We start from the raw sequence: 26012 nt of genomic DNA on the forward strand, positions 1-26012 counted from the left end.
ACGGGGTCAGAATGGGCCGACTTTTAGGGGCCTATGCACGATGCCCAGCAAGATCCAAGCTTAAGTTTCACAATGGATGTGAGTTAGAAAGCAGTCGGGTTTCATTTGTCTTCTGAACCTGGGATTTTAGGGGTTCTCTGCTTCTGCAACACCACCAGCCGTCACATCCCATTCAAACAGTGCAACTATAGTCGTTCTATGCCACAAAACGGCCAACGCCTCGAACACAAGGAATTCCAATGAACACCTTCAAAGCTGTTGTTTTTGATTGGGCAGGAACCATGGTCGATTTTGGCTCCTTCGCGCCCATGGGTGTCTTCGTCAAAGCATTCGCTCAATTCGGTATCGAGGCAACAATTGAACAGACCCGCGCACCGATGGGCGCTCCGAAATGGGATCACATTCGTCAGATGATGGACATGCCCGACATCGCTGCTCAGTGGGAAAGTCAATATGGTTCAGCGCCTTCTGATACAGATGTCGACAGAGTTTATGAGGTTTTTGTGCCCATGAATGAAAAGGTCGCTGCCGATTACGCTGATCTTGTACCGGGCGGCAAAACTGCGATTGATGAGCTACGTGCCATGGGCCTGAAGATCGGCTCGACCACAGGCTATACCCGCTCCATCATGGAGCACGTGCTCCCTGTTGCGGCACGTCAGGGGTACTCACCCGACAATCTGGTGTGTTCAGACGACTTACCCGAAGGTCGCCCTGGCCCTCTGGGCATGTACAAATGCATGGTTGATCTGGTGGCCTACCCGCCTTCGGCGATCATCAAAGTTGACGATACCGAACCGGGCATCAAGGAAGGCGTTGCAGCCGGTTGTGTCACAGTCGGAGTATCCCTTTCGGGCAATGCCGTCGGCAAAACGCCGGAAGAGTTGAATGCGCTATCCGATGCAGAGGTTGACCACCTGCGCGTCCAGGCAACGAAAATCCTCACGGACGCCGGGGCCAACTATGTCATCGACACAGTTGCTGACTTGCCAGCATTGGTCAGGCAGCTAAGCAGCTCCGCTTAGCATCAAGTCAATCGGTGCGACCAGAGTGTCATGCGTTCACTACTGTTTTACGCAGCATCAGTGAGGCCATCTGATCCAGATCATCGTCGTTGACCGAACAGGCCGCGTTTTGGGCCATACCAATATTGGCCGGGATTCGCATTTCGGTCGCCAAGGCCTCCACTGTCACGCTGGCGCATTCTGCGGGCAGCTCTGGCGATATCTGGCACCTGCGCATAAGGTTTGACAAAGCCTCTGGCAAAGCCTCGGCGCTTTCTGCTGCCCCCATCGCCTTCGCTGCGCGCGCATAGTTTTCAGCACCTTCAGGGTGTGCAACCAGCCACGGCAGGCTGGCCTCTAACGCCAGACCCGTCGCCAGCCCGTGATGGATACGCACCAAAGACCCCAGAGCGTGGCTGATATTGTGGCCCATATGCGTGTTGCAATTGTGCAGCGCGAGACCCGCAACCATACTGGCCCAAAGAACACGTCCGCGCGCCTCAAGGTCGGTGCCGTCCGCCACGGCCCGCGGCAAGGCATCGGTTAGAATACGAAGCGCTTCCAAACCGTAAAGCTGGCCTGCAGGGCTGGTGTTACGCGCTGTCGCACCCTCTAGGGCATGCGCAACAGCATCTATGCCGGTCCAAGCTGTGAGGGTCGCTGGCAAGCTAAGCGTCAGTTCAGGATCCAGCACGGCCTGCGCGAACATAAGTTCTTCTCCCCAGAACCAAATCTTGCTGCCATCTGCCTGCGAGATTACGGACGTTCTGGTCACCTCTGAACCGGTACCGGCGGTGGTCGGGATCGCTATTGCCGGGATGCCACCTGCGGGCAACGGCTGAGCCGCCAGCGCAAATTCGGCAGCGGCTCGACCGGACCGGGCTATCGCAGCCACCAGTTTGGCCGCATCCATCGCCGCACCGCCGCCGAGACCAACAACCACACCGGCATCAATCTCGCGTGCACGCGCACTCAGACTATCCACCAACGCTTCTTTTGGCTCACCGGACACATCGGCTGCCAAGTCAAAGGCAATGCCTTCGGCAGACAACCCTTTGGTCAACCTTTCGGTGGCCCCGATTTCAGCAAGAAAGGCGTCACATACAATCAGCACCGGACCGCCACCTAACTCGCTGACGATTTTTGGTACTTTCGCAATCCTGCCCGCACCGAAAGTTGCCGGAGGAACCCGGCCTACGTTGAATGGTGGCATATGCATCTCCTGCCGTCTGTGTTTCCAACAGAGTGTAACGACGCACCTTCATCTGGGTAGAAAGAAACGACACAGATGTCCCTGAACCGACAAATTTTTTACTCAACCAGTGTAAATGCGCATCGGAGCCTGAATGCCCGGGCCAGACCTCTGCAAAACCACGGCGGTATCTCGCTGTTTTGAAGTCATCGATGGACATGTAGACGGGCTTGAGCATCAAATTCTTGCCCTTAAACACCTCACCATCCTCCAACCGAGAACACGCAACTTGCCTGCCGAGATCAATGGCTTCGTCGCAGACAAGCGCAGTAAGCAACCCAACGAGTGTGCACTTTTGGAAACGGCTAGATATCAAAAATCCGATTCGCCACCCCACCGCTGGCGCAACTTGCGCTACTCTCGGGAAAGCCTCATGATTTGCGAGGTTTGTGACAATTTTAATCACACATTGTCGAATGATCGACGCCAAGAAATCATCGCCCAGGCTATCGTCTCAGTAGCGGTCCACAGGAGTCATTTTGAACGTGCATCTACAGAATCTCATCAAACTCAGGCAAGCATTCCATCGGGACCCAGAGCTTGGTTTCGATGAACACCGCACTAAGGCGGTCATTGCTGCTCGTTTGCGCGAGTTGGGGCTCGAAGTGCACGAAGGTGTCGGGGTCGTCGGCATTCTAAAGGCCGGAACCGGAAACCGCGCCATCGGGTTACGGGCCGATATGGATGCCCTCCCAATCGCGGAACAAAGCACTCATGACTATGTATCCGCCAATCCCGGCGTCATGCATGCCTGTGGTCACGATGGCCATATGGCGATGCTGTTGGGGGCCGCAGAAATGCTGGTCAGTGACACAGATTTCGACGGCACGGTCGTGTTCATCTTCCAACCAAACGAAGAACACGGGTTGGGGGCGCAAGCGATGATTGAGGAAGGGCTGCTGGAGCGGTTCCCGATTCAAGAGGTCTACGCCATCCACAATCTGCCCGGTGCCCCTGTGGGGCAGGTTTCGACCCGTCCGGGTCAAATTTGCGCCTCAGAAAGCCTGTTCGAAATTCAGATCACTGGCAGAGGCGGTCATGCGTCGATGCCGCAGATGGGGGTGGATGCGATCACAGTGGGTGCTGAAATGGTGCTGGCCCTGCAGACCATCGTCTCGCGCAAACTGGCCCCCAGTGCGGGCGCCGTGGTGTCGGTGACCGAGTTCACAACCGATGGGCAAAGAAACGTCCTGCCGGGGAACGCGGTTTTGAAAGGCGATGTTCGGGCACGGCTGCCCGAGGATCGTCAGGCCGTCGAACATTTCATGCGCCAGATCGTCGATGGTGTGGCCGCCACACACGGCGTGACGGCGACGATGCAATTCAACACGGAATTCATCGAAACGATAAACGCACCCGAACCCGTCAATGCGGTTCTGCGCGCCGCGCAGGCTGCCGGGCTTGAAGCCGATGGTCAGCGCCCACCGATGAGCTTTTCGGAAGATTTCGCCCATTTCTCTGCCGCTGTGCCGGGCTGCTTTCTGTTGCTTGGCAATGGCACCGAGGGTGCGCATGGCCAACCGCTGCATGCTGCGGATTATGACTTTAACGACGCGCTTCTGCCAATCGGCGCAGCCTTCTGGGCCGCGCTGGTGCGGGATCGCCTACCTGCCAAAGAGGACAAATCGTGACCGACCTTCTTCCAAAAGCCCATCTGGGCCATGTCGCTGTGACCCGCAAAACCGGTGATGCATCAGACAGAGTCCTTACCGCAGCAGATTTCGCCACAGCCCAATCCGAGATCATGGCCTGGGACAGCTATGCGCCCACACCCCTTGTGTCCCTGAAAACCCTGGCCAAGCAGATCGGTGTTGGCGAGGTTTTGTACAAGCATGAGGGCCCGCGCTTTGGCCTTGGTAGCTTCAAGGCCCTTGGCGGGGCCTATGCGGCCCTGCGTGTGCTGCAGCGCGAGATTTCAAAGCGCCTTGGAGCCGAGGCTAGCCTGTCGGACATCCGTCAGGGTAAATACAGCGATGAAGTGGCCAAAATCACGCTGGTTTCGGCCACCGACGGCAATCACGGACGCTCGCTTGCCTGGGGGTGTCAGCGCTTTGGCGCGCCCTGCCGCATCTATATTCACGCGGAGGTCAGCGAAGGCCGTGCCGAAGCCATGCGCGATTTGGGGGCGGACGTGATCCGGATCGCGGGCGATTATGATGAATCGGTCGTTCTGGCGAAATCCGAGGCCCACGAGAACGGGTGGTTTGTGGTCTCCGACACCTCGTGGCCCGGCTATTCCCTACCGCCACGCGATGTCATGGCGGGCTACGGGGTAATGACTCGCGAAATCTGTGAGGCATTGGATCAGGCACCGACCCATGTTTTCTTGCAGGGTGGTGTTGGCGGGCTTGCAGCAGGTGTTGCCGCCGCGTTGCGCCAATATTGGGGCGAGAGCTCTCCGCGCGTGATCATCGTTGAACCAGAACTGGCGGCCTGCCTGTTCGAAAGCGCAAAGGCGGGTGCCGCCACCTCTGTCGCGATCGCTGAAGAGACGATCATGGCGGGTCTGTCCTGCGGCGAACCTTCGCCTCTGGCGTGGGAGATCCTCGCCGAGGAAGCCACCGATTTCCTGACGATCCCGGAAAGCGTTGTTGCACCGGCAGTACGGCTGTTGGCGCGGCCGTTGCCCGGAGACACAGCGCTTGAAGCAGGTGAGAGCGCGGTTGCCGGTCTGGCGGCTTTGATCATGGCACGCACGGATGACGATGTATCGGCGCAGTTGGGTCTGGACGGCGAGTCTCGCGTGTTGCTGATCGGGTCCGAAGGTGTGACAGATCCGGCCATTTTCCAGATGATTATGGAAGGCCGCGATGCAGCCTAGCGCCCCCGAACGCGGCTTCCCCGAAGCAGAATTCGCGGCGCGCACCGCAAAAGCCCAGGACCGAATGATCCAAGACGGCCTTGCCGGTCTTCTTTTGATGACGGAACCCGAAGTCGCCTACTTTACCGGCTTCCAGACATTGTTTTGGCAAAGCCCAACGCGCCCCTGGTTTCTATTCGTCCCCGCTGCGGGCAAACCTATCGCGATCATCCCCGAGATTGGGGCAGAGCTGATGCGTCAAACCTGGCTGGATGATATCCGCACATGGAGCGCACCCTGCCCCGAAGATGATGGCATCAGCCTGCTAACCGATCTTCTTGCGCCGCTGGCAAAAGCTGGTGACAGGATCGGTGTCCTGAAAGGGCATGAGACGCAGCTGCGCATGCCTCTTGGGGATTGGGAGCGGCTGGTTGCCGCCCTGCCCGGCTTGCACATCGCCGACGCAACCCGCCTGATGCAACATCTGCGCATGGTGAAATCCGAGGCCGAGATCGAAAAACTCGCCCATATTTGCGCCATCGGCTCAGCCACCTTTGCACGGGTGCCCGAACTCGTGTCCGAGGGCATGCCGCTGGAAGATGTATTCCGCGCCTTTCGCCGCGAAGCGCTGGCACAGGGTGCAGATAATGCGCCCTATCTCGTGGGGGCAGCCGCATCTGGCGGATATGCAGATGTCATCTCGCCTCCTTCTCGCCGCCCGCTTCAGGCGGGTGATGTGGTGATGCTGGATACCGGCTGCGTCTGGGATGGATATTTCTGCGACTTTGACCGCAACTGGGCCATCGGTCACGCCGATGATGCGACCCGCCAGGCCTATGATACGCTCTGGCGCGCGACCGAAGCCGGGTTAGAGGCCGCAATACCCGGAAACACTTGCAAAGATCTGTTTCGGGCCATGTCAGAGGTGATCGCTGAAATCGACCCCTCGGGCGGCGATATTGGCCGCCTGGGACATGGGTTGGGACTGCAACTGACTGAACAACCTTCGCACGCGGCCTTCGATGAAACAGTTCTTGAAGACGACATGGTGCTGACGCTTGAGCCATCGCTGTCTTACGGGTCCGGCTTGATGATGGTGCATGAAGAAAACATCGTTATCCGCAAACACGGCGCAGAGCTTTTGACCACCCGCGCACCGCAGAGCCTAATCGTGATCTAGAGATTTACTATCGACGCGCTTCCCGACTTCAACGTCTGGGGGCGCAATCGCGCCGTCACAGGATATCAAGCGATACTTTTACACGATCCATAACAATGGAAGAGGTGAACCCGTTCACATTGGAATCGTCAAAGAAATATTCCTGTGTAAACGCCTCATATTCCTTAATGTCCGCTACAACGACGATCACAACAAAATCTGCCTCACCTGTCGTATAGTAGCATTGCTGGACCGCCGGGCTGTTCCGCATCAACCGCTTGAAATTGTCCAGATGCAAACGGCTTTCCCGAACCAATTTAACTTCGACGATAACCGTCAGTTCCCGCCCAAGCTTGGGCGGCGAGAGAACCGCAATCTCTTTCTCGATCACGCCCGTTTCGCGTAGCTTTTTTAAACGTTTCTGAACCGCCGGGGTCGACAAACCGATTTCCAAACCCAAGGATTCGGCGGTTTGACGTGCGTTTTTCTGCACCAGCGCGAGCAGCTCTAAGTCTTTGTCATCCATACGATCACAATGCTCTTACTTGGCGCCACTAGCAACGCGAAACCTCACCTAACGAATAGTGTTCGACGTCAAACCTCGCCATCATTGTCTAAGATGACGACAGAATGTTTCTTGAATAAATGCTCAATCCAGCGCACCACGGAAGCCATGTTGGCAGAAACAAACCCAAAAAATGCAGTTACGTCTTTGCATCTGAGGGATGGTTTTGTCCTGAACGGTAAGCGTATTTCCATCTCCCCCAACCATGATGAATTCATATCAAAGGTTGCTTTGCGAATTGTATGCTGGCTCATGAGACATGCACGTCGCCGAACCATCTGTGGAACGATGCCAAAAAACCAAACACGCAAGGAAGCCATATATGTTTGACGAAAGGCTGTCCCGGTTTCAAACCAAACTGGCCAAGGCGGGAATCGACATCGCGCTGATCACCGATGACGACAATGTCTACTACCTGACTGGATATTATGACTATCTGCATATGGAGTTTGGCCGTCCAACCATATTGGCAGTTCCAAAAGATGGTCCTTCGCTACTGATCACACCGACGATTGATCTGAATGCGGCCAGGTATTCTGCGCGTGTGGACCGGATCGCAGCCTGGAATGATGGGATGGGCGAAGAATGGCGCGCGGAACTGCCCAACGCAGTCAAAAGCGCCACCAAGGTTGGGATTGAACCGGACCATATGCCGCCCATTGTACGCGCATACGTGGATGAGCTTGTCGGAACAGACCGATTGGCCAGTGCGACCCCGATCCTGACCGATATGCGAATGATCAAATCACCTTACGAGCTGCAACTGGCCCGTCACGCGGGTGAAGTCGCTTCGACCATGGTGGCGGCGGGTCGTGCAGCCATCGGGGATGGGGTGCCCGAGTATGAGGTTGCGATTGCCACCTCGCAAGCAGGAACCCGCAAAGCGGCAGAACTTTTAGCGGCGCATTACGAAGACAGCGACATGTCGCCCAACATGCATTTCCTGCAGATTTTGGCCTCGGGCGATCAACTGACCAAGACACATCATCGCGCCACAAACCGTATTATGCGCCATGGCGAGCCGGTGTTCATGTGTTTCTGCGGGTTGACCAATTTTCATCGCTTCAAGGTCGGATTTGACCGCATGTTCTGGATCGGCGATCCCGACCCAAAGCAGGTCGCAATCTACGAGGTCGCCGTCGCCAGCCAACAGGCTGCGCTGGATGCGCTCAAACCCGGTGTGTCCGCAGAAAGTGTGCATGCCACCTATGCCGAAGTCATTCAGGACGCCGGGTTTGAATATCCGTTTCGCTGCGGCCGGGCTACAGGATTCAGCTTTCTTGAGGCACCGCAGCTGGTAACCGGGGACGAGACCGTCATTCAGCCCGGTATGGTCTTTGCCGTCGATGGCGCGGTTTCGACCGATGACTTTCGCGCACAGGTTGGCGATACGTTCATCATTACCGAAACCGGCTGGGAACAGGTTACACATCACCCCAAGGCAATTGAGGAGGTCATCGTCTGATGTTTAAGACCGGAGATATTGTGCACTCGATAGCTCGCACGCCGCTTATGGGAGGCGGTATCGCTCATCGTGGCAGCTTGGGCTTCATTTTGATGTCGACCGATCTTGCCAGCGAGGCGGATTTAAATGCGATGGCCCCTGAAGGTGTGGGCATTCATATCACCCGCCTGAAGACTGACGACTATACAACAAATGAAACTCTGGCCCGCCACATCGATCACATGGCCGACGCCGCTTCGCGCCTACAGCCCGATGTGAAACCATCCGTTATCAGCTACAGCTGCACGTCGGGGTCGATTGTTTGCCGCGAAGAGAACGTCTTTCGAGAAATCCGCAAAGGCGCGCCATATGCGCAACCGATGTGCATTGTCACTGGCGTCATGGACGCCCTGCGTGAGGTTGGTGCCAAACAGATCGTCGTTGGCACACCTTATCTGGATGACGTTAACACCGCCGAGGCCGAATATCTATTAGCCGCAGGGTTCGATGTTCTGGACATTCAAGGCCTGTGTCTTGCAACCGGTATTGAGTTCGGCAAGGTCGAGCCATCTTATTGGAAAGAATTTGCCCTAGAGATCGACCGGCCCGAAGCCGATGCAATCTTCTTGTCCTGTGGGGGTATCAGATCATTGGAAGTGGTGGATGAGATTGAACAGGCAGCAGGCAAACCGGTCATCACATCGAACCAGGCGCAATTCTGGTCCTGTCTACGCCGCGCAGGAATTATGGATAAGCTTGAAGGATTCGGACAAATCTTCGAACACCCTGGTAGGCATCTAAGCAAAACTGGCTAAGTTCTTCAAATTCCAAACACTACTCGACCTCAGATACATCGAGATTCAGCTCTTTGAAGTCGCTTCCTTCTTCAATACGAACTTGAACGCGATCCCCAACTGAAAGCTTCAGATCATCGGTATCCGGAGGCAGGCGAAACAACAGCATTGCGCGTTCCTGCGCCGTCGATCCGACCCCTCTGCCATACAAAGTTGCGCTGCCGATCTGCCGCTCATTCTCGTTTGCATCAATATGCCAGGCCTGAAGAAAACCACCCGCTTCTGGGACACGGCGCAGCCAGATCCTTAGAACCCTGTCTTTGACAGCTTTATCCGTAAGTCTAACGTCCAAGGATCCGACCCCAGCAGTTTAGGTTTTGGCATAGGTTCTTAGCGAACATTGATCATAGACCAGCGTCTCGGGCGCGACGGACTCACCTTTGTCATCCAGCGTCACAAGGTAAATCTTCAGGTTTTTTACCGTCTTCTTTCGACCAATAAAGCGCCGCAAACCGCGTGTGATGTCCAGCCGATACCGCGTGTGTTCATATCTAAGCGGATGCTTGTATCTTTGATCATAGTCATCACGGACGGCTAAGGCAGGGTTACAGTGACCCGGCGCGCCCGGACAGGTGCCATGGCCAAAAAACACAAGGCGCCCCGCATAGCTTTTGTCTTTGTACCCAGTTGAGGCATCGCAATTGGCGTTGTCGACATAGGCACGCAGCTCAAAGCTTTCGGTCGGCGGTCGCATGCGATGGAATTCAAGTTCGGCCCTGACAAATCCGGCTTTCACTGTGCCCAGCCGAACCTCGGTGACATGACTTGCTGCCGCTGACAATGTGGCCACGGGTGCGCTGTCCGAGGTTCCCAAAGCACCAATCGCGGCTTCAACGGAATCCTCGGAATAGATGTATCTGAGCGAGGTTTCCGCGTCGATCAAATCGCGGCCCACCCGACCGTCATATACGACTGTGTCGAGAACATGCTGTGGAACATTGGCCCCGGGCCATAGCGCCTGCCAATCTGCCCAAACCTTGTCGCACATCGCATGGTGCAGCCAGAATACCGGGTCATATGAGGCAGACACTGTGCTACCCATATCTCCAATCGAGCGGGGCAAGGGCGACGATGTATCCGTGCCCCCCGTCAGGACGTGGATACCGCCATGAGCCGCGAAGTTGAAATCGGCTTGGAAGGCTTCAAAGTTTGGGTTGGTCAAATAGCGCTCAACCTCATCCTCCAGCAACGGGATATTGCTGCGCAGGCGCGTTGTGTATCTGCGTGTAAAGACCTCGTCGCCGGTCAAACCCAGCGCAATGCTACGATAGATGCTGTGTGCGCGGGCAAGCGGGTTTGGAACATCATCCCCGGCACTGTTTGTGTAGGTCGCATCATCCACCACTTTGGGCAGCCCGTTCGAGGCATGTGTCGCCGTGGCAAACTGGGTCCAATCCCAATAGGGAAGAGTAAGTTCTAGTTCGTCATCCCCGCGCTTCCACTGCAGCGCGCTGTTGAGCGCTTTTTCGAAGGAATAAACATAGGACCGGTGCCAGGTCAGAAACGTGCGGTCATCGTCATGGCAAAGGTCTTGATCATAACCATGCCCACGCGCCAGAGCGAAATATCCGCGCCGATCACCCATCGCGATGTCCGAGATTTCGTACATCGCAGCATAGGCGTCGCGCAGGTCCTGAATATCCTCCTCGCGCAATCTGATCAGGTCGAAACGGATCAGCGGCAATCCGGCTTGTTTTCTAAGAAAATTCAGTTTGGCAATCGTAGTCATCTAAAAATCCCCCTTAAGGAGTGCTTCAATGCGCCCAGTATAGCACAAAACCACCGCCAATGGCGGCGGCACGCTCAAACGCTCTGCACGCATAGATGACGATTGGCGGATCTAACGCTGCTCTTTCTCATGAAGCACCCGCCCGATGATGTTCATCAGCAGCTGCGCCGCAAGGATTTGGGTGGAGCTGGTGGCGTCATAATCCGGTGCGACTTCAACAAGATCGAGTCCGACAATGTCGCCCCGCTTGGCCAGACCTGCCATGAGCTCTAGCACTTCGTAGTAAATGAATCCGCCATGGCTTGGTGTACCTGTACCTGGGGCGATGGATGGGTCGAAGGCATCAATGTCTATAGTCACATAATACCGCGCGCCTCCTGGAATGCGGGCCAGCATCCCATCGACCCCCATTTTGCGGAATTGCCGGACAGATTGGATGTCTGATCCCATGGCGCGGGCATCCGCATAGCCATCCTTAGCGGTGGACGACACATTGCGAATGCCGATCTGACTGAGGCCGGTGACATAGGGTTTTTCGGCGGCACGGCGCATTGGGTTTCCGTGGCCATAGCGCACCCCATGCCGTTCATCGACAAAATCCAGGTGCGCGTCGATTTGCACCACATGAATTGGTTCTTGATCATCAAAGGCATTGATGCAGGGGATATTGATCGAATGATCGCCGCCCAAGACGACCGGTAGCGCCCCCGCCTCCAGTATTTTGCGCACCCCAAACTCGATATTTGCATGGCTTTTCATTGTGTCGGTATGCACGATGTCTGCATCGCCGATATCAACAATGGTTACTTTGGCCGGATCCAGATAGGTGACATCATCTTCGTGGTCATAAGCGCCAGCATGGCCGAATGAGAACAGCGTCGACGCCTCACGGATCGCGCGTGGCCCCATCCGCGCCCCGGACCGCCATTGACAGCCAAAATCAAACGGGGCGCCAAGAACCGCAACGTCGGCGTCAATCGCGTCCCAATCCTCGACATAGGGATACTTGCCAAAGGTACAGATACCAACGAAAGGCAGGTTCAATCGGCCGGAGTCGTAGCCATGGTTCGACATATACGCGCTCTTTCTGTTCAGATCGTCAAATTCTGTAAACATTAAGGCACCCGAATGCCACGCCCTGTAAAGCCTTTTGCATGGATTGAACTCACTGCCGTTTCAGCTTTGGCGGACATTTTCAGCGTTGTCAGATTGCGCCAAACCCAGTGGACATAGTGAATCGCGTATGAGACAGTGAAAGCGATGGTGTCCGGCTCGGTTCGAGTCGGCTGAAAAGGGAACACGGTGCGGGTTCATACCCAATTCCGTGACTGCCCCCGCAACTGTAAGCGGCGAGCGACCCCGTTGGAAACCACTGAGCCCTAGGGTTCGGGAAGGAACGGGAAAGCGTTGACCCGCAAGTCAGGAGACCTGCCATCTACGGTGTGTGATGCCATGCGCCGCAGTCAACTTGAACCCGGGCGGGGTGCCTTGGGAACGGCAGAGACGACCGAAGGACCAAGCGTCCCCGGCACATCACCGTGACCAGCCACACTCGTCCCTTTTGCGCGGAGGGCGCGATGTTATTGGAACGGACGATTATTCAACTCGATACAGGCCCCATGCCTGCGGATGAAGCACGTCAGATGGGACAGCTTGGCTATATGCAATGGATCGCGGGTGTTCCTGGCAATGCCTGCTATGAAGTAGCTGCGAGGCATGCTTACGAAACAGCTGCACCATTTAAAGATCACTCACCTGCCGTTGCAGCGTTCTGCGACTTGCTTTTGACTTCGCTGGAGCAACCATTCAGACCTTTGCCGCTTGCCATGCCAAAACGTGAAAGGCGTGGCGGAGCGCAGGCCCGCCGATCTTTTCGCATGCCGCTGTGACATAGAACGGGCTGCGGGATTATCGCACGGCTTTGTGCTCTTAAAAGACGTCGATACCCACCTCCGGCGACTACAATTTTCACCGGCACAACAGGTTTCATTTGCCGAGTCCGGTGTTTGCGTGGATAGTCCGGAATTACACGCTTGCTTGCGCCCGCTGACCCACACGTAAACGCCAAAGGACATGCTATGGATCAGGTGAAATTCACGCAGATGAAGGACGGGGACAAAGAGGACTACACCTTCCTCGATACTCTGGAGCGTGAGTACTGCAAAGGAACGGCAGATCGTTTGCTGGAGGCGATGGAGAGGCTCGACAAAAGCCTGTCCGGCTATCAAGTCACACGTCTTGGCCATTCGGTGCAGTCAGCAACCCGCGCCTGGTTTGACGGGGCAGACATAGATTGGATCGTTGGCGCCTTGCTGCATGATATCGGTGACATCTATGCGCCGCATAATCACGATGAATATGCGGCCTCAATCCTCAAACCCTTCCTACGCGAACAGGTCACGTGGTGCGTGCATACCCATGGGGATTTTCAGCTTGTTTACTTCGGAGAGCACGTAGGCGCGAACCCCGAAAAACGCCAAGCTCATCGTGACAGCATCTATTTCGATGACTGTGCCGAGTTCTGTGAACGCTGGGATCAATCGAGTTTTGATCCCGCTTATCCCAGCAAACCACTGTCTTTCTTTGCAGATATGGTGCGTGAGGTGTTTGATCGCACACCCTATGATCCGGCTGTTGTTCAACCTGGCGTCCGGGTTCCGCTCACCGATGACGCCGTTGCTGAAATGCGATGGGCGTAGGATGTATTCGATCTAGTCAAATCACGGCCTGCTTTGTTCAAACATGCGGAGTTGGTAGAGGTGATTTGATACTCGTTCAGCACAAAAACGGGCCAATCGCCACTACGAAAATCGAAGAAATCAGTTGCGACAAGGCAGCTTACAATAAGTGCAGATGCGCCACGACATCAGTTCAACGCCAGCTATCAACGCCTAAGAACAAACCTTTGCAACAGAGAAAGCTATGTTGTCCTGATCTGGATCATCAAGGCTAATCAAGGCTCTGATCAACTTATCCGCAATAGCGTCGCAACTCACTTCATGATTGCGCGTGACAACCTCTTGAATGTCCTTGTCTTCTAGAAACTGAAGCCCATCCGAAGCTGCAATGAGAATATCATCTGGCAGAAGCTTAAACGGGTCTGAAGGGCAATCGATCTTCGCGATGTCGCCACCATGTATGACAGACGTAAGCATGTTTCTATCGGGGTGATTTCGGGCCAAATCGGGATCCAACATGCCAAGTTTCGCCATCATATCGATTTGAGGCGCCATTGAATGATCCTCGTTCAGCTGTATTAGCTCGCCAGACCGCCAGAGATAGAGCGGCGAGTCCCCGACGGAAAACCAATACGCGCGATCTTCGATGCAGATCAGTATAAGAAGCGTAGCTCCCATTCCCTTTACATTCAGATCGTTGCGGCTGGCTTCGAAAATCTGCTTGTTCGCGCGCTCGGCACTGTCATGTAAGAATGCGACAACTTCCGAATTTGACGAGTCTTTGTTCAGCCCGGCGGCCAACCAACCTTTCATCACCTCACAAACGATCAGGTTAGAGGCAACATCCCCTGCCGCGTGGCCACCCATACCATCTGCCAGAACCACGAACCCTAACTCCGATCCGATCGGCTTTTCAGAAAGAATGGCATCTTCCTGATACTCGCGGGCACCCTGGTTAAGCACGGTTGAAATATCGAAGGCTTCACGCAGGCGTTCCTCCGCCTGTTGAAATCTGGGCTCGTGAACTTGCATCAGAGATCTTTCAGAATGAGACACTTGAATTTCCTTCAAGGCAATGTAGGCGGCTCTTAACTATAAAAGCCGCCAAAGCATTAATGCGTAAGTGGCAGATCCACCGATTGCAGTTCGCCATTCCGCGCGATGGTCAACAACGCAAGCTCTGCACCTGTATTGCTAAGCTCTTCGAACAACTGGGTAATACCGTTCTCACCCTCGATGGAAATCTGCGAAGCGGTTTCTGATACGACAATATCGCCCACGCGAACTGATTTGGCCGACGCCGGAGCACGCAATACCTTACTGATCCATTTCCCATTGCCATTGGTGACCGTAATGAACTGAACTCCATTTGTGAGCTCAACCACCTTACCCGTTTGAAGGGTCAGGTTCTTTTCAGAAACCGGGCTATCTTCTTCGGTTCTGACCCGCATATCCACGAGAATCTCGCCACTTTCGGGATTAGCCTCACGTGATTGGATTGCGCGAATGATCGAGTTGTCATCCACCACCAAATGACCATTTACGGAATAGATGATCGTGCCGGATTTCAACCAATCCGTTGTCGCCTGATCAAGGTCAGATCGCACCAGCGATACCATCGAGAACCTGCCCTGCGGCTGCGATGTTGTAACGGTCGCAAACGGCAGATCCACAGCGGGACCAGTCCACGCTATCCAGTTTGAATCTGTCGTCGCTGGTTCCGAAGCAACACTCTCCACTTCTGGCTCTGCGGCTGCAGGCCGGGGTTCCGGTTCCGATTCCTGTGCCGTCGCGCCGCTGCTTTCAGGCTCTTCATCGGTGGCTGGTTGCGGAGCCGCCTGCTGGGTAGCAGCAATCGCGACCACATCCTGATCCGCTTCACCACCCTGGCTGAAATAGTACCCTGCTCCACCGACTACCCCGGCGACGATCAGCGCGATCATCAGCATAGAGTTTGAGCGTTTGCGCGGCGCTTTGCTGTTGACCGCGACCTTATCGTTGAAGTCGACCGTAGCAACCGGTTCGGGCTTCGCTTCGATCGGCATCCTTTCTTCAATCGCATCCTGCCATTCCTGAACAGATTGGAACCTGTCTTCGGGCGGAATACTCAGGGCACGATCAATCGCTCGCAAGAAACTGACAGGATAACCCTCGACCGCACCCTCAAGTGGTTCATAGCAATCTTTGCCATTCTGAGCCAAAGCCGCCAGCCGGGTCTGGCTGTCCTGCGGGGCAGCCCCTTTGATGACATGATAAAACGTAGCCGCCAGCGCATAAAGATCGCTCGACTGATCCTGTTCCGCGCCTTGCAGATAAAACTCTTGCGGCGAATACCCTTCCTTTACGACCCTCAGCATAGACATTGCACGGTCAGATTTGGCGGCGCTTTCACGGGCGGCACCAAAATCAATAATCATCGGTTCGCCGTCTTGGTTGATCAGGATGTTATCTGGCGAGATGTCCCGGTGCAGCATGCCTTCGCTATGAATGAAACCGACGGCTTCCAGCGTGGTGCGCAACAGCTGTTCAACCTCTTCGGGCGGTATCGTCTTACGTTCTTCGATCGTGTCCAGAAGATCTTTGCCCTCGATGAAATCGATCGCCATATAGGCGGTCTCATTGTCTCTGAACACCTGGTGGACACCGGCAATGTTCGGATGCACAAGTTTTGACTGATTGCGCGCTTCTTTTTCAAAGGATTTCACCAGCGCTTCGTACGAAGATGTATGCGACTGGGACCGCGGGCGAACCGCTGTCTGGCTGCGACGGCAGATCGCCTCGGGGAAGCATTCCTTGATCACGATCGTGCGCTCAAGGCTGTCCTTGGCAAGGTAAGTGATGCCAAAGCCACCGCTGTTGAGAAACCGCATGATCGTGTATTGACCGGACAGCAATTTGGTACCCGGAGCAAGCTCGTCCGGGAACTGATCGTTTGTGTGGGCTGATTGTACCATAAGAAACACTTACCTTGCTGTAGCCGGATGCAGACGCGCCCGTGCTTTTTTTGCGACCGAAGCTTGAGGGAAACTGACCTCAGAAACCGCAGTTCTTTTCATTATCCACCCCATGCGCGTATCTCCGCATCAGGGCTGCTCACTTCACTCCAGACTTCGACACGGCGGTTCTTTGCGCGACCCACTGGGTTGGTATTGCATGCAACAGGGGCCATTTCCCCATAACCGCGTACTTCGATCACTGTGTTAACGGGACCGTTGGCTTCCATGCTTGATGAAAGCTCCCTCAGGACCTGCTTGGCGCGGGCGAGCGAGAGCTGACGATTCTTCCCGTAGCTGCCGCCAGCATCCGCAAATCCCGCCAAGACGATTTTGTGGGGTTCGACATCGCGGATGTATTCAGCAATCCGTTCGATATCCCGTTTTGCCTTGTTGTCCAGAAACGAAGACCCGGGCGAGAAGCGGAATGTTGTCGACAGACGTGTGGTTGTCAGCTTGTCACTCACATACGAGCGGAGTTCGGACGCATTGGCCGAGACTGTCATCTCGGCAACGTCTGATTTTAGTCTGGCAAACTTCTCGTCTTCACTCTGAGCGATAACCGAAAGGCTGGTGATACCGGATTTGGACACAAACCCATCTATTCTTGGGCTGTCCAGAAATTCGACCAATGCCGTACCCACACCCGAAAGATCGCTGCCGTTGTAGACGGTCACCCGGTTCTGCAGCCCATATTCTTCGGTCTTCATTGAAAACTGGTTGGGCTGATGAATGATTCCGCATTCACTGCGCAACGGCACCGGGCGTGAGTCACGAATATTCGAAAACCGCATGACGGCGAAGCCATATGGGTCAGTTTCAATCGCTCGGGAAAGCTCTCGGTTCGAGTTTACGATGTTGCTATCGGTCAGAAAATCGCGTTCGAAGGGCGAAAGGATAAGCCCATCGACCCTGTGAAACGCTTCTGAATTTTGTGGTAACGTGTAGACGTTGATCTTGTGATCGGGCCCACCAAACTGAGTCCAATTTACAATCTCACCCGACAGAATTTGCGATATCTGCTCGATTGTCAGGGACAACAGATCGTTCTCAGGATTGACAGTAGCCGTATAGCCATCAACCGCCAGAACATGTTCCTGCTGAAATGAGGTCAGCTCGCCCAGACCACTTTTTTTGGCCTGCGTATAGTTCCGGGGTGAAACCGGTTCTTCGCTGACGATCAGATCGCTTTCACGCGTCATCAAGGATTCAAAAAGGTTCTGACCCGAAGCCTCTTTCACAAGAATGCTATGAACTGGGCTGGCCTCTTCATCCATGATCAGAATGTCGAAAGCCTCAGATCCGATCGCGTCAGAAACTGTATCGTCTTGCCCAAACGCATGTTGTTCGCCCAGGGGGACGCCTTGCAGATCAAAAACATCCGAGAAGAGCTCCTGTTCAGCGGCAAAACCTTCGGCAAGCAACGGAAGAAGGATGTCGGCCAAACCGGCGCCACCAGCCACAACGAGATCGGTGTCTGTTGGCAGGCTTGCTGGGCAAGCCGCGCCACTGCAGTGAAACTCTGCTGTATTGAGGGATAGAACCCCGACATTCGATCGTACGATGAACTTGCCGGGTTGGATCGTAACCAGCTCACCAGTCACTGACCTAGAGCCGTCTTTCGCGGTCAACGTTACTTCCTGCGCAAGCCCCGAAGACGCGATGCAACCAAACGCTATTGCTGCAGCATATTTTGACCAACTTTTCATACTCGCCTCGAACCCTGAAGAAACTACACCAGTGATGCGCAAGCCGCGACGAGATCGCCGCGGCTTGCCTGTACTCACCTTAACCAGCGATCCATACTTCGACGCGACGGTTGATCGCGCGGCCACGTGGGCTGTCATTGCAGGCGACAGGCTCAAGTTCGCCATAACCAACTGCCTTCAGGGTGATCCCGTCCAGTTCGCCACCGGTGGCAACCTCGACCAGATGGTCCAACGCAGCCTGAGCACGTTCCTGTGAAATCAGCAGGTTCGAGTCGAAGGGGCCCTTGTTGTCAGTAAACCCGACGATCACAACTTCGCTCGGCTTGGTTTCGGCCAGATAGTTCACCATACGCATCAGGTCGCGCTCGGCTTTGTTATCGAAACGCTTCGAGCCAGGCGCGAAACGGAACGTTGTCGACAGACGTGCGTGGGTGTTCATGTTTTTCAGCAGGTCTTCGACAAGCTCTGCCTCATACTCATTCTCACCCTCCTCCAGCTCGGCGACCAGACGTTCTGCGGCGCGCTCCTGGCTGTCCGAAGTGATCGACAGGTCGATATAGCCCGCTTTAGCGACAAGGCCGTCCAGGCTGCCATCATCCAGGAAATCAACCAGTTCACGGGCATAGCCGTCGATATCCGAGCGGTTATAGGCCACAACACGTTCCTGAAGATAGTATTCCTCGGTCTTCAGATTGAAGAGGCTGGGGTCCTGAACAATCCCGCAGGTTGTGCGCAGCGGAACGGCACGTGCATCGCGCTTAGCAGCGTAGTTGACGATACCGAAGCCGGCCACATCTTCCATGATCGCGGTCGTCAACTCCGTGCGGTCGTGCACAATGCTCGACTCGTTCGTCAGCGTCTTGTCGGACTTCTTGAACAGAAGCTTTTCGATGTGATGATACGCTTCGGTATCAGGGTCGAACGAGTAGACATGGATGGGTGCATCCGAACCGCCAACTTCAGACCAGTTCACGATATCACCGGACATGATGTCACGAGCCTGCTTGACGCTCAGATCAGGGATCTGGTTCAGCGGGTTCACAATCATTGCAAAACCGTCCACCGCGATAACACGCTCCTGATCAAAGTCGCGCAGATTGCCGCCACTGCTTTCGGACACGATCGAGCGATCAGCCTTACGTGCAGAGGTTTCGGTAAAGATGATCGAGGCATCTTTCTTGGCAAGACGCTCGAACAGGCGTGCGCCATTGGCTGTATGGATGCCGAATGTTGCAACATCATCGCCTTCCAGATCGGTCAGCAGCAATGCAAAGTCATGCTCCTCGCCGTATTTGTGGTCGCCCACGTCAACGGTTTCGGTATCTACCGGCTCTCCGTTTTCGTCATAAAGCTGGGCCTCTGCTTCCAAAGCGGCAGCGGCATATCCTTCTGCGATGATCGGAACCAGAACCTCTGCGATCTCATCGGGGGCGGAAATTTCAAGGTCGTAGACATAGGTCTGCTCGGTCGGACAAGCCTCACCTTCGCAGGTCACCAGATCCTGATTGATCACAAACTCGCCGATATCCGTTTCGACCAGATACTTCCCGTCTTTTGACGACAGAAGATTGCCGATCACGTCGATATTGCTGTCCTTCCCGACCAGGCGAACCTCTTGTGCAAATGACGCGGTGGTGACAGCGCCTGAGATGATCGATGCGGCAACACAAAGCCGCGTGAATGGTGAATTTAACATTTTAACTCCTCGAGTTAGCACTCATTTAGTATTTTTCCGATGCATGTTTTAGGCATCAAAGTAGTCGCAATTTGGTTTTGCTACGAGTTCCGTTCAGGTGCTGTAGTTTGGGGCCAAATCACGTGAGACATGGGTTAGCGTTCAGGAATCCAGCTTGATGGCCTCTTCATAGAGAAGCGCGGCCTTTTCGGACTCAATCTCAAGCACATCCATCTCGGCACAGAAGTGAGCTACGTCATCGACGTTTGGCACGTCTACGCTGTCAAGTTGCTCGACAACCGGCTGCAGTTTTGCCCAATGGGTCTGAACTTCGGTCAATGCCTCAAGCGCCGCGTTGCTTGGCGGTTTGGCCATCGTGATCGAACTGCTTCCACCTTCAATCAGAACGTCGACAATCTTGCCGAACTTCTTGGCGTTCTTCTTGAATTTCTTGTGGTGCTCTTCGGTGTCCTGACCTGTTGCTGCCAGTGCGATTTCCTTGCAGATCTTCTGTGTCAGCATTCTCTGACGTCCTGCAAAGTCCAGTGCCAATGCCAGTGCCAGATCGATATCCACGTCGCCATAGGCCTCTTCCAGCTTACGAACGACTTCGTGGCAGGTTTTTTCCAGAACCTCATCATTGTCGACAATTAGGTGCAGATGCTCATCATCCACCTTTCCCGCCTCGATAATCTCTTCGATCGCCTTGCGGTAAGGCATCCAAAGCTTTTCGACCTCTTTCAGCGCGTTGTTCACGGAAACAAACCGCTCACGGTCAACGCCCGAAGATCCCTTGCCCTCGCGAAAGCCCAACAGAATGTCGTCAAACTCATCATGGGCTTCTTGCAGTTCAGCCAGATCCTTTTCGACTTCGGCACCCAGGCTAAGCAGCACAACTGCCTTCGCAACCTTCTCGGTCAAGAAACTCAGCTTGTCTGCGGCCAGTATGCGATGCGCAACCTGCCCGGCCGCCATTGCCAGCGCACTTCCCCCCACGGGTACTATCGCGACACATGCAGCCAACGATGCGCTATTAAGAAATACTCGTCGGTTCATTTTCATAGTGGCTAACCTTACCTTCTCTCACTTTTTACCCACCGATTGTGTTAACAATGGCAATAAATCGAGCTGTATTGTGGTTGGCCCAAGAAAAGTTTGTGTTGATTTCTTGACTAACTTCAAAATCGAACTAAGCGTTGAAATTATTCAATATTCTTCGACTGTTGCTATCAAACTGATACACGTAAAGAAGAAGAGCGCTCCACATTTATGCGAAGCGCTCTTCTTTAAGGAGAGTTTACTTCAGATCAACTCAATCGGCCTGCCAGTCGAACTCATCATCGCAAAATGCGGTAAAGCGCATTGTGGTGTCACTGATGCGAATATCGTCGCCACTCGCCAATGGAACCGTGCTAAGCACAGGCCCCGAATTTAGGCGAACCAAATTCGCTTTACCGCCATGACCCAAATAGCACTTTCGGGCTTCTGGGTCATAAGCGATCACTGCATGATTACTGCGAGAGATACCGTTGTCGCCAAAATCGAGTTGGATGGCTTGATCGTCATTCCGACCGATCTGCATCAATCCACCTGTGAGCATCACACTTGTACCGCGACCGGGGCCTTTGGTCACAACCAACCAACCGACCGGATAGGCTTCGTGTTGTTGGGAGTTGTTTTTCACTGGCTCCGCGGTTTTTAGAATATCTTCGATCGGATCCGCCTGGTTCCCAAAGCCCAGGAAAGTTGTTTTGACGCGCCGGCCGCGTTTAGCATTCGAAGCATCAGCTTCAGGGGCTTCGACACTTTCGCCGGGTCCCGGATGAGGATCGGGCATCGGAGCCGGTTCAACTATCTGAGGTGCTGCGGCGTCGAGGGCATCTTCCACGTTAGGCGTATTCAGCGCCTCCAGTCTTTCCGCAAACGCCAAAGATGCAATCGCATCCGATCCGGCCAACTGTATTTCGGATTGAAGGGCCGCTTCCGCCTCGGGCGTTTCAGGTTCTGTAGGTTCAGTCGTCAATTCTGAATCTTCGGCAACGATGACACCAAAATCGACCGGTTCGTCTTCAGCGACGCTGGGCATATTGGTTCCATCAAGAATACGGCTGAGCGGACTTTTGTATTTGAACATCTGTTTCACCATCTAACTTTTCACAACTTTTGAGCCAATCCTATGATGGCCAAACGCGCATAGACGTAGGAGCAAACTCGCATCAGGTCCAAGTTCAGACGAGCTAGCGAGTACAACAATCACCCCAGAATCCGGCGCCAACCCAAAGAATCCTTTCAATGTGCCCAAAGTTTGTTTTCTTCCTGCCTTCATTGCGGAATTGATTAAGATAGAAAAAGCGACGCGAAATCACCGTTTTCGCCCATGGAGCGGGTGAGCAGACTGAATGAGAACGGTCTGCATTCTCACTTTTTTTGATTTCAGCATGACAGACGACCCGCCCTCTTATGTTTCGGCTCCGGCAGCGCTTTGCGCGCTACTGCAGCATTGCGGGTTTGGGGTGTTGCAAATGCGGGATCGTCGTCCGCAATCCTTGAAAAAACTTTACTATTGGCGAAACAGTTTTGACCAAATGCGTGGTGTCACATTCGAATCTCAGTTGCGGGTTCTCTAAACACGATACGGATCGGATCACAGCAACCATAGATACACTGGCCGAACAATCGCCTTCATCAGTGTTTCGAATTTGTCGACAATCTATCAAATTTAAAGCATTATATCGTAATACGCTATGCTTTGGCCTCGATGATTGAGCCGTGCATATCTGGAAGATCGCACAAATGGGGGAACGTGCAATCAGATATCTCATTCCCGGATTCTGGCCCCGAATTGGGATTTAGATACCTAAATGTCTTGGTTTTGATGCTTTTCAGAACGACGCCGCTGTAACCAATACTTGTTTCCCTGTGTGCAGAGTCAAAAAGACCCTGAGGAAGCTGGCCAGATGAGTGAAGTTGTATGTAAGCGGTGCGGAGTTCCTTCCGAGGCTGGTGGGAATTTCTGTTCAAGCTTCGGTGCCCGTATCGGAGAAACCAGCGAAGCAAGATCACAATACATGACCGTTCTCTTCGTTGATCTCGTTGGTTCTACGGATGCAACACAGCATTTTGGCAATGAAGCTATGTTCGAAGTGATCCAGAGCTTTCAAAGCCAGTGCCAGCAGGAAATCCAGAACGCAGGCGGCTTTGTTGCGAAATATATGGGCGACGGCGCCATGGCCTATTTTGGGTACCCAAGATCGATCAAAAACAGCGCCGCCACCGCAGTTGTTTGCGCAATTAAGATCATCGAAATCGCCTCCGCTCTGAAGATAAAAGGAAAGCTTCTGCAAGCCTGCTGTGGCGTCGCAACCGGATGGAGCGTGGTAAACACTGTGCGCGCCGGCGAGGCGGCTCAGGAAGCATTGGCTATCGGTAACGCGGTGAACCGCGCTGCGCGGCTGCAATCACTGGCGAGCCCAAGCAGCATCTTCTTTTCATCCGAAGTCAGGCGGTCCATTGATCAGGCGGCGCTTAATCTTAGAGAGGTTGGTGAGACAGCGCTCAAAGGCTTTCGCAATCCAATTGATGTTTGGGCGATTGACGTTCCGCACCTGACAGGTGATCAGGCCATGCTGACGACAGGCAATATCCTGCATGACCAACAAGGTTTTCAGGATCAAACTGCGCTCTGGGACGGGCAAGTAGAATTGAACCCGGTCGGACAGCCGATGCTGGGCCGCTCTGACCTGATAAGCCAGATCAGCACCTGTTATGCAGACGCTGTTTCGGGCCGATTTGCATTTGCAGACGTTATGGCCCCCGGAGGCTATGGCAAGACAATGCTGGCCGAGCAATTCCTAACGTCAGTTCCGAAAGCAAACGTCATACGCGTCGTGGGATCCCTTCACCGCAGCGAGCAAAGTTTTGCATGTTTCAACGCCGCAATACGTACGTTGATCGCTCAAGAACAGAACGGAACGGACCCCACCGCGTCCCTCGAGGAATGGGCTCCGGACGGTATGCTAGACGGTCTTCAGCGCCTCTTGAATACGTCGCAAATACCTGTCGCCCCAATCGTCCGCCAAGGCCGGATTACAGAAGCATTGCAAGCAATTCTAGAACGCGAGCTTGCCAAGGGACCACTCATATTTTTCATCGACGATGCCCAATGGCTTGATGAGGATTCTGTTGCATTCCTTACCGTGCTTTCGCAGGTTTTTCGCAACCAGCCCCTGTTTTTGTTGGCGACACACAGGCTGGAAGGGCGAAATCTGCAAGTGGAAGCAGACTTGCGTATCGATCTGACCCCACTTGCAGATCACGATGCGGGCAGACTGATAGAATTTCTCGATCCAGATACCCGGCTCAACCAATCAACGCGCGAAAAAATAATCGAACGCGCGAATGGCATACCGCTTTATGTGTACCACTACACGATGACCCTGCTGGAGCAGCCGCAAGCGAGTATCGAGGCAGCCATACCACAAACCCTGATAGAAGCACTGCAGCAACGGCTAGATGTCGATGAGGATGAAAGGCAATTGGTCGAGGTCGTCGCCGTCCTGCAGGACTATGCAACAACGGACGTGGCTGCTGCCATGATGAACAAACCATTGCACGAGGTTCAAAAGACTACGGACACGCTTGTCTATCGCAGTTTGCTTCAGCAAAGGGGTGCCAACGAGCTTGCGTTCGATCATGCACTGCTGCGCGATGCGGTGGTCACATCTATGTTGAACACGCGCGCCCGCAAGCTGCACGGGGACGCGCTGCAGGCCTATCGGGCGATCGCACCTGAATCTCTGAAGGCCAATCCTATCATCGAAGCAAAGCACTTGATGGGGTGCGAAGACTATGCGCAAGCCATCCCTAAACTGGCCGAGGCCGCTCAGGTCGCAACCATGCGCGGTGAGATCGCCGAAAGCGTGCGTGTCGCGAAAATTGCCAAGGGGCTACTAGAGAAAATCGAAAATCAGGATCTGCGCAATCGCCTGGAAATGTCGACCGAATTTGTACTTGGCAACGCGCTGGTCCAGCAGGGGGGGTTTGGATCCCCTCGTGCGGCAGCGGCCTATGGGAATGCACTGGCACTGTGCGAAGCTATCGCCGGGGGTGGTGAGCTTGAATTCCAGATTGCGTGGGGCATATGGACTCACGCTTACACCTTGTCAGATGTGTCGGGCACCGTGCGGATGGTTGAGCGCATGGAACACATCGCCAAAGTCGATCCCAAGCTGGGCGTTGTTTCTAACTGCGCACGATCGGTTACGAGCTTCAGCCTTGGTGAATTCGCCGAGCAAGAAGCATCCTATCAGCGCACCGCCGAACTGTATGACTTTGATCAACATAAGCTGCATGTAATGACCTATTCGATGGATTGTCTGGAACTGGTCCATCTATTCCGGGCGCACGGGCGCTTTATCGCGGGTGATGCTGATGGCTGGGAGCAAGCGTTAGCCTCGGCCCGCGCGCATGGGGAACGGTTGGATGTTGCGCCACTTGTCCCATATATTCGCGTTTTCCGCACAGCAGCGCGCTGTTACGCGCCAAGCGGCCTACCGATCCGCAAAGAACTGGAACAGGCCAAGGCACTGGCTGAAACATTTGGGCAGCCCTTCTGGATTGTCGGTGCAAATCTCTGGATGGCTGCCGCATGCTATCACAACGAAAGCCCCACCGCGGCGCTGGCTGACTTGGAAGCCGCCATCGCGGGGGCTGAGGCTCTGGGCATTCGATTTTTGACCAGATACCACGAAGCATTGCTCGCGCATGCCTATGCGTGCGTGGGGCGACATGAAGACGCCGAAGGTTTGTGGGCGACGATTGACACGCCCGAAAACGCCCAAGGCAATACAATGATCTGGCCCGAAATCCTGCGGCTGCGCGCGGAATCTCGCTATCTGGCAAAAGCGCCTGCAGATGTACTGGTGAGAGATTTGGATCACGCAGAACAAATGGCCCGAGATATCAGGGCACTTGCCTGGTTGGCCCATATTCTGGACAGCCGCAGACGCCTGCAGCTGTCTTCATCCGATGAAGTTCTATCAGCGATCCAAGAGATTATGCCAAGTGGCGCGGAACGCCATCCTTCATTCAAGCTACTTCTGGAGTAGTTTTGAACTGCCCGCCTGTTGGGGCAAACTCCAACTCCGGTCA

General features: G+C 54.5%; 21 protein-coding genes and 1 riboswitch. Of the genes, 9 read left to right on the plus strand and 12 right to left on the minus strand.

The window, feature by feature from the left end:
- Positions 1-239 precede the first annotated feature (239 nt).
- Positions 240-1025: a phosphonoacetaldehyde hydrolase gene (gene phnX, locus ACR0DH_RS13275; RefSeq protein WP_480549751.1), complete on the plus strand. Its 786-nt coding sequence runs from the start codon at positions 240-242 to the stop codon at positions 1023-1025.
- 28 nt (positions 1026-1053) lie between these two features.
- On the opposite strand, the gene ACR0DH_RS13280 is transcribed toward phnX, so the two are convergent.
- A complete protein-coding gene (locus ACR0DH_RS13280) occupies positions 1054-2217 on the minus strand; it encodes an iron-containing alcohol dehydrogenase (RefSeq protein ID WP_480549753.1) in 1164 nt (387 codons plus the stop codon).
- A gap of 518 nt (positions 2218-2735) precedes the next feature.
- Between ACR0DH_RS13280 and ACR0DH_RS13285 the strand changes: the two genes are divergently transcribed.
- Genes ACR0DH_RS13285 through ACR0DH_RS13295 form a run of 3 tightly spaced genes read left to right on the plus strand, consistent with a single transcriptional unit; the run spans position 2736 to position 6236 of the window.
- The gene (locus ACR0DH_RS13285; RefSeq protein ID WP_480549755.1) at positions 2736-3887 is read left to right on the plus strand and encodes an amidohydrolase; all 1152 of its coding nucleotides are present in this window, start codon (positions 2736-2738) and stop codon (positions 3885-3887) included.
- Entirely contained in the window at positions 3884-5077 is a 1194-nt protein-coding gene (locus ACR0DH_RS13290) for a diaminopropionate ammonia-lyase (RefSeq protein ID WP_480549757.1), read from the plus strand. Before ACR0DH_RS13285 ends, ACR0DH_RS13290 begins: the two co-directional genes overlap by 4 nt.
- Complete coding sequence (locus ACR0DH_RS13295; RefSeq protein WP_480549759.1) at positions 5067-6236, plus strand: M24 family metallopeptidase; 1170 nt, start codon at positions 5067-5069, stop codon at positions 6234-6236. Before ACR0DH_RS13290 ends, ACR0DH_RS13295 begins: the two co-directional genes overlap by 11 nt.
- 55 nt (positions 6237-6291) lie before the next feature.
- Here the strand turns inward: ACR0DH_RS13295 and ACR0DH_RS13300 are convergent, their stop codons facing one another.
- A complete protein-coding gene (locus ACR0DH_RS13300) occupies positions 6292-6741 on the minus strand; it encodes an Lrp/AsnC family transcriptional regulator (RefSeq protein WP_353009789.1) in 450 nt (149 codons plus the stop codon).
- A gap of 68 nt (positions 6742-6809) precedes the next feature.
- A complete protein-coding gene (locus ACR0DH_RS13305) occupies positions 6810-7034 on the minus strand; it encodes a hypothetical protein (RefSeq protein ID WP_480549761.1) in 225 nt (74 codons plus the stop codon).
- A gap of 68 nt (positions 7035-7102) precedes the next feature.
- Here ACR0DH_RS13305 and ACR0DH_RS13310 point away from each other — a divergent pair, with 68 nt between their 5' ends.
- Positions 7103-8245, plus strand: coding sequence for a M24 family metallopeptidase (locus ACR0DH_RS13310; RefSeq protein ID WP_480549762.1), 1143 nt, complete (start codon positions 7103-7105; stop codon positions 8243-8245).
- Positions 8245-9039, plus strand: coding sequence for a maleate cis-trans isomerase family protein (locus ACR0DH_RS13315; RefSeq protein WP_480549764.1), 795 nt, complete (start codon positions 8245-8247; stop codon positions 9037-9039). The genes ACR0DH_RS13310 and ACR0DH_RS13315 overlap by 1 nt, the downstream gene beginning before the upstream one ends.
- A 19-nt stretch (positions 9040-9058) precedes the next feature.
- On the opposite strand, the gene ACR0DH_RS13320 is transcribed toward ACR0DH_RS13315, so the two are convergent.
- The 3 genes from ACR0DH_RS13320 to speB all read right to left on the minus strand — a co-directional run bounded on the left by ACR0DH_RS13320 (position 9059) and on the right by speB (position 11881).
- On the minus strand, positions 9059-9370 hold the full coding sequence (locus tag ACR0DH_RS13320) for a hypothetical protein (RefSeq protein ID WP_480549766.1): 312 nt from the start codon (positions 9368-9370) through the stop codon (positions 9059-9061).
- An 18-nt stretch (positions 9371-9388) separates the two neighbouring features.
- On the minus strand, positions 9389-10807 hold the full coding sequence (locus tag ACR0DH_RS13325) for a tyrosinase family protein (RefSeq protein WP_480549768.1): 1419 nt from the start codon (positions 10805-10807) through the stop codon (positions 9389-9391).
- A 111-nt stretch (positions 10808-10918) separates the two neighbouring features.
- A complete protein-coding gene (speB, locus tag ACR0DH_RS13330; RefSeq protein WP_480549902.1) occupies positions 10919-11881 on the minus strand; it encodes an agmatinase in 963 nt (320 codons plus the stop codon).
- Positions 11882-12051: 170 nt separating this feature from the next.
- Positions 12052-12257: riboswitch (cobalamin riboswitch) on the plus strand.
- A 127-nt stretch (positions 12258-12384) separates the two neighbouring features.
- Between speB and ACR0DH_RS13335 the strand changes: the two genes are divergently transcribed.
- Together ACR0DH_RS13335 and ACR0DH_RS13340 are read left to right on the plus strand one after the other, a co-directional pair.
- Entirely contained in the window at positions 12385-12696 is a 312-nt protein-coding gene (locus ACR0DH_RS13335; protein ID WP_170535406.1) for a hypothetical protein, read from the plus strand.
- Positions 12697-12885: 189 nt separating this feature from the next.
- A complete protein-coding gene (locus ACR0DH_RS13340; RefSeq protein WP_480549770.1) occupies positions 12886-13506 on the plus strand; it encodes an HD domain-containing protein in 621 nt (206 codons plus the stop codon).
- A 192-nt stretch (positions 13507-13698) separates the two neighbouring features.
- Here ACR0DH_RS13340 and ACR0DH_RS13345 read toward each other — a convergent pair whose 3' ends face one another.
- From ACR0DH_RS13345 to ACR0DH_RS13370, 6 genes are all read right to left on the minus strand, one after another.
- The gene (locus tag ACR0DH_RS13345) at positions 13699-14517 is read right to left on the minus strand and encodes a PP2C family protein-serine/threonine phosphatase (protein ID WP_480549772.1); all 819 of its coding nucleotides are present in this window, start codon (positions 14515-14517) and stop codon (positions 13699-13701) included.
- Between the two features lie 80 nt (positions 14518-14597).
- Positions 14598-16439 (minus strand): serine/threonine protein kinase, encoded by a 1842-nt coding sequence (locus ACR0DH_RS13350; protein WP_480549774.1) that lies wholly within the window; start codon positions 16437-16439, stop codon positions 14598-14600.
- 101 nt (positions 16440-16540) lie between these two features.
- Entirely contained in the window at positions 16541-18109 is a 1569-nt protein-coding gene (locus tag ACR0DH_RS13355) for a phosphate ABC transporter substrate-binding/OmpA family protein (RefSeq protein WP_480549776.1), read from the minus strand.
- Between the two features lie 157 nt (positions 18110-18266).
- The gene (locus ACR0DH_RS13360; protein ID WP_480549778.1) at positions 18267-19883 is read right to left on the minus strand and encodes a phosphate ABC transporter substrate-binding/OmpA family protein; all 1617 of its coding nucleotides are present in this window, start codon (positions 19881-19883) and stop codon (positions 18267-18269) included.
- 141 nt (positions 19884-20024) lie between these two features.
- Positions 20025-20837, minus strand: coding sequence for a type IV pili methyl-accepting chemotaxis transducer N-terminal domain-containing protein (locus tag ACR0DH_RS13365; protein WP_480549780.1), 813 nt, complete (start codon positions 20835-20837; stop codon positions 20025-20027).
- A 337-nt stretch (positions 20838-21174) separates the two neighbouring features.
- Entirely contained in the window at positions 21175-21996 is an 822-nt protein-coding gene (locus ACR0DH_RS13370) for an FHA domain-containing protein (protein WP_480549782.1), read from the minus strand.
- Between the two features lie 934 nt (positions 21997-22930).
- Here ACR0DH_RS13370 and ACR0DH_RS13375 point away from each other — a divergent pair.
- Positions 22931-25969 (plus strand): AAA family ATPase, encoded by a 3039-nt coding sequence (locus ACR0DH_RS13375; protein WP_480549784.1) that lies wholly within the window; start codon positions 22931-22933, stop codon positions 25967-25969.
- Positions 25970-26012: the final 43 nt, after the last annotated feature.

The organism is Ruegeria sp. I1, from assembly GCF_056532675.1.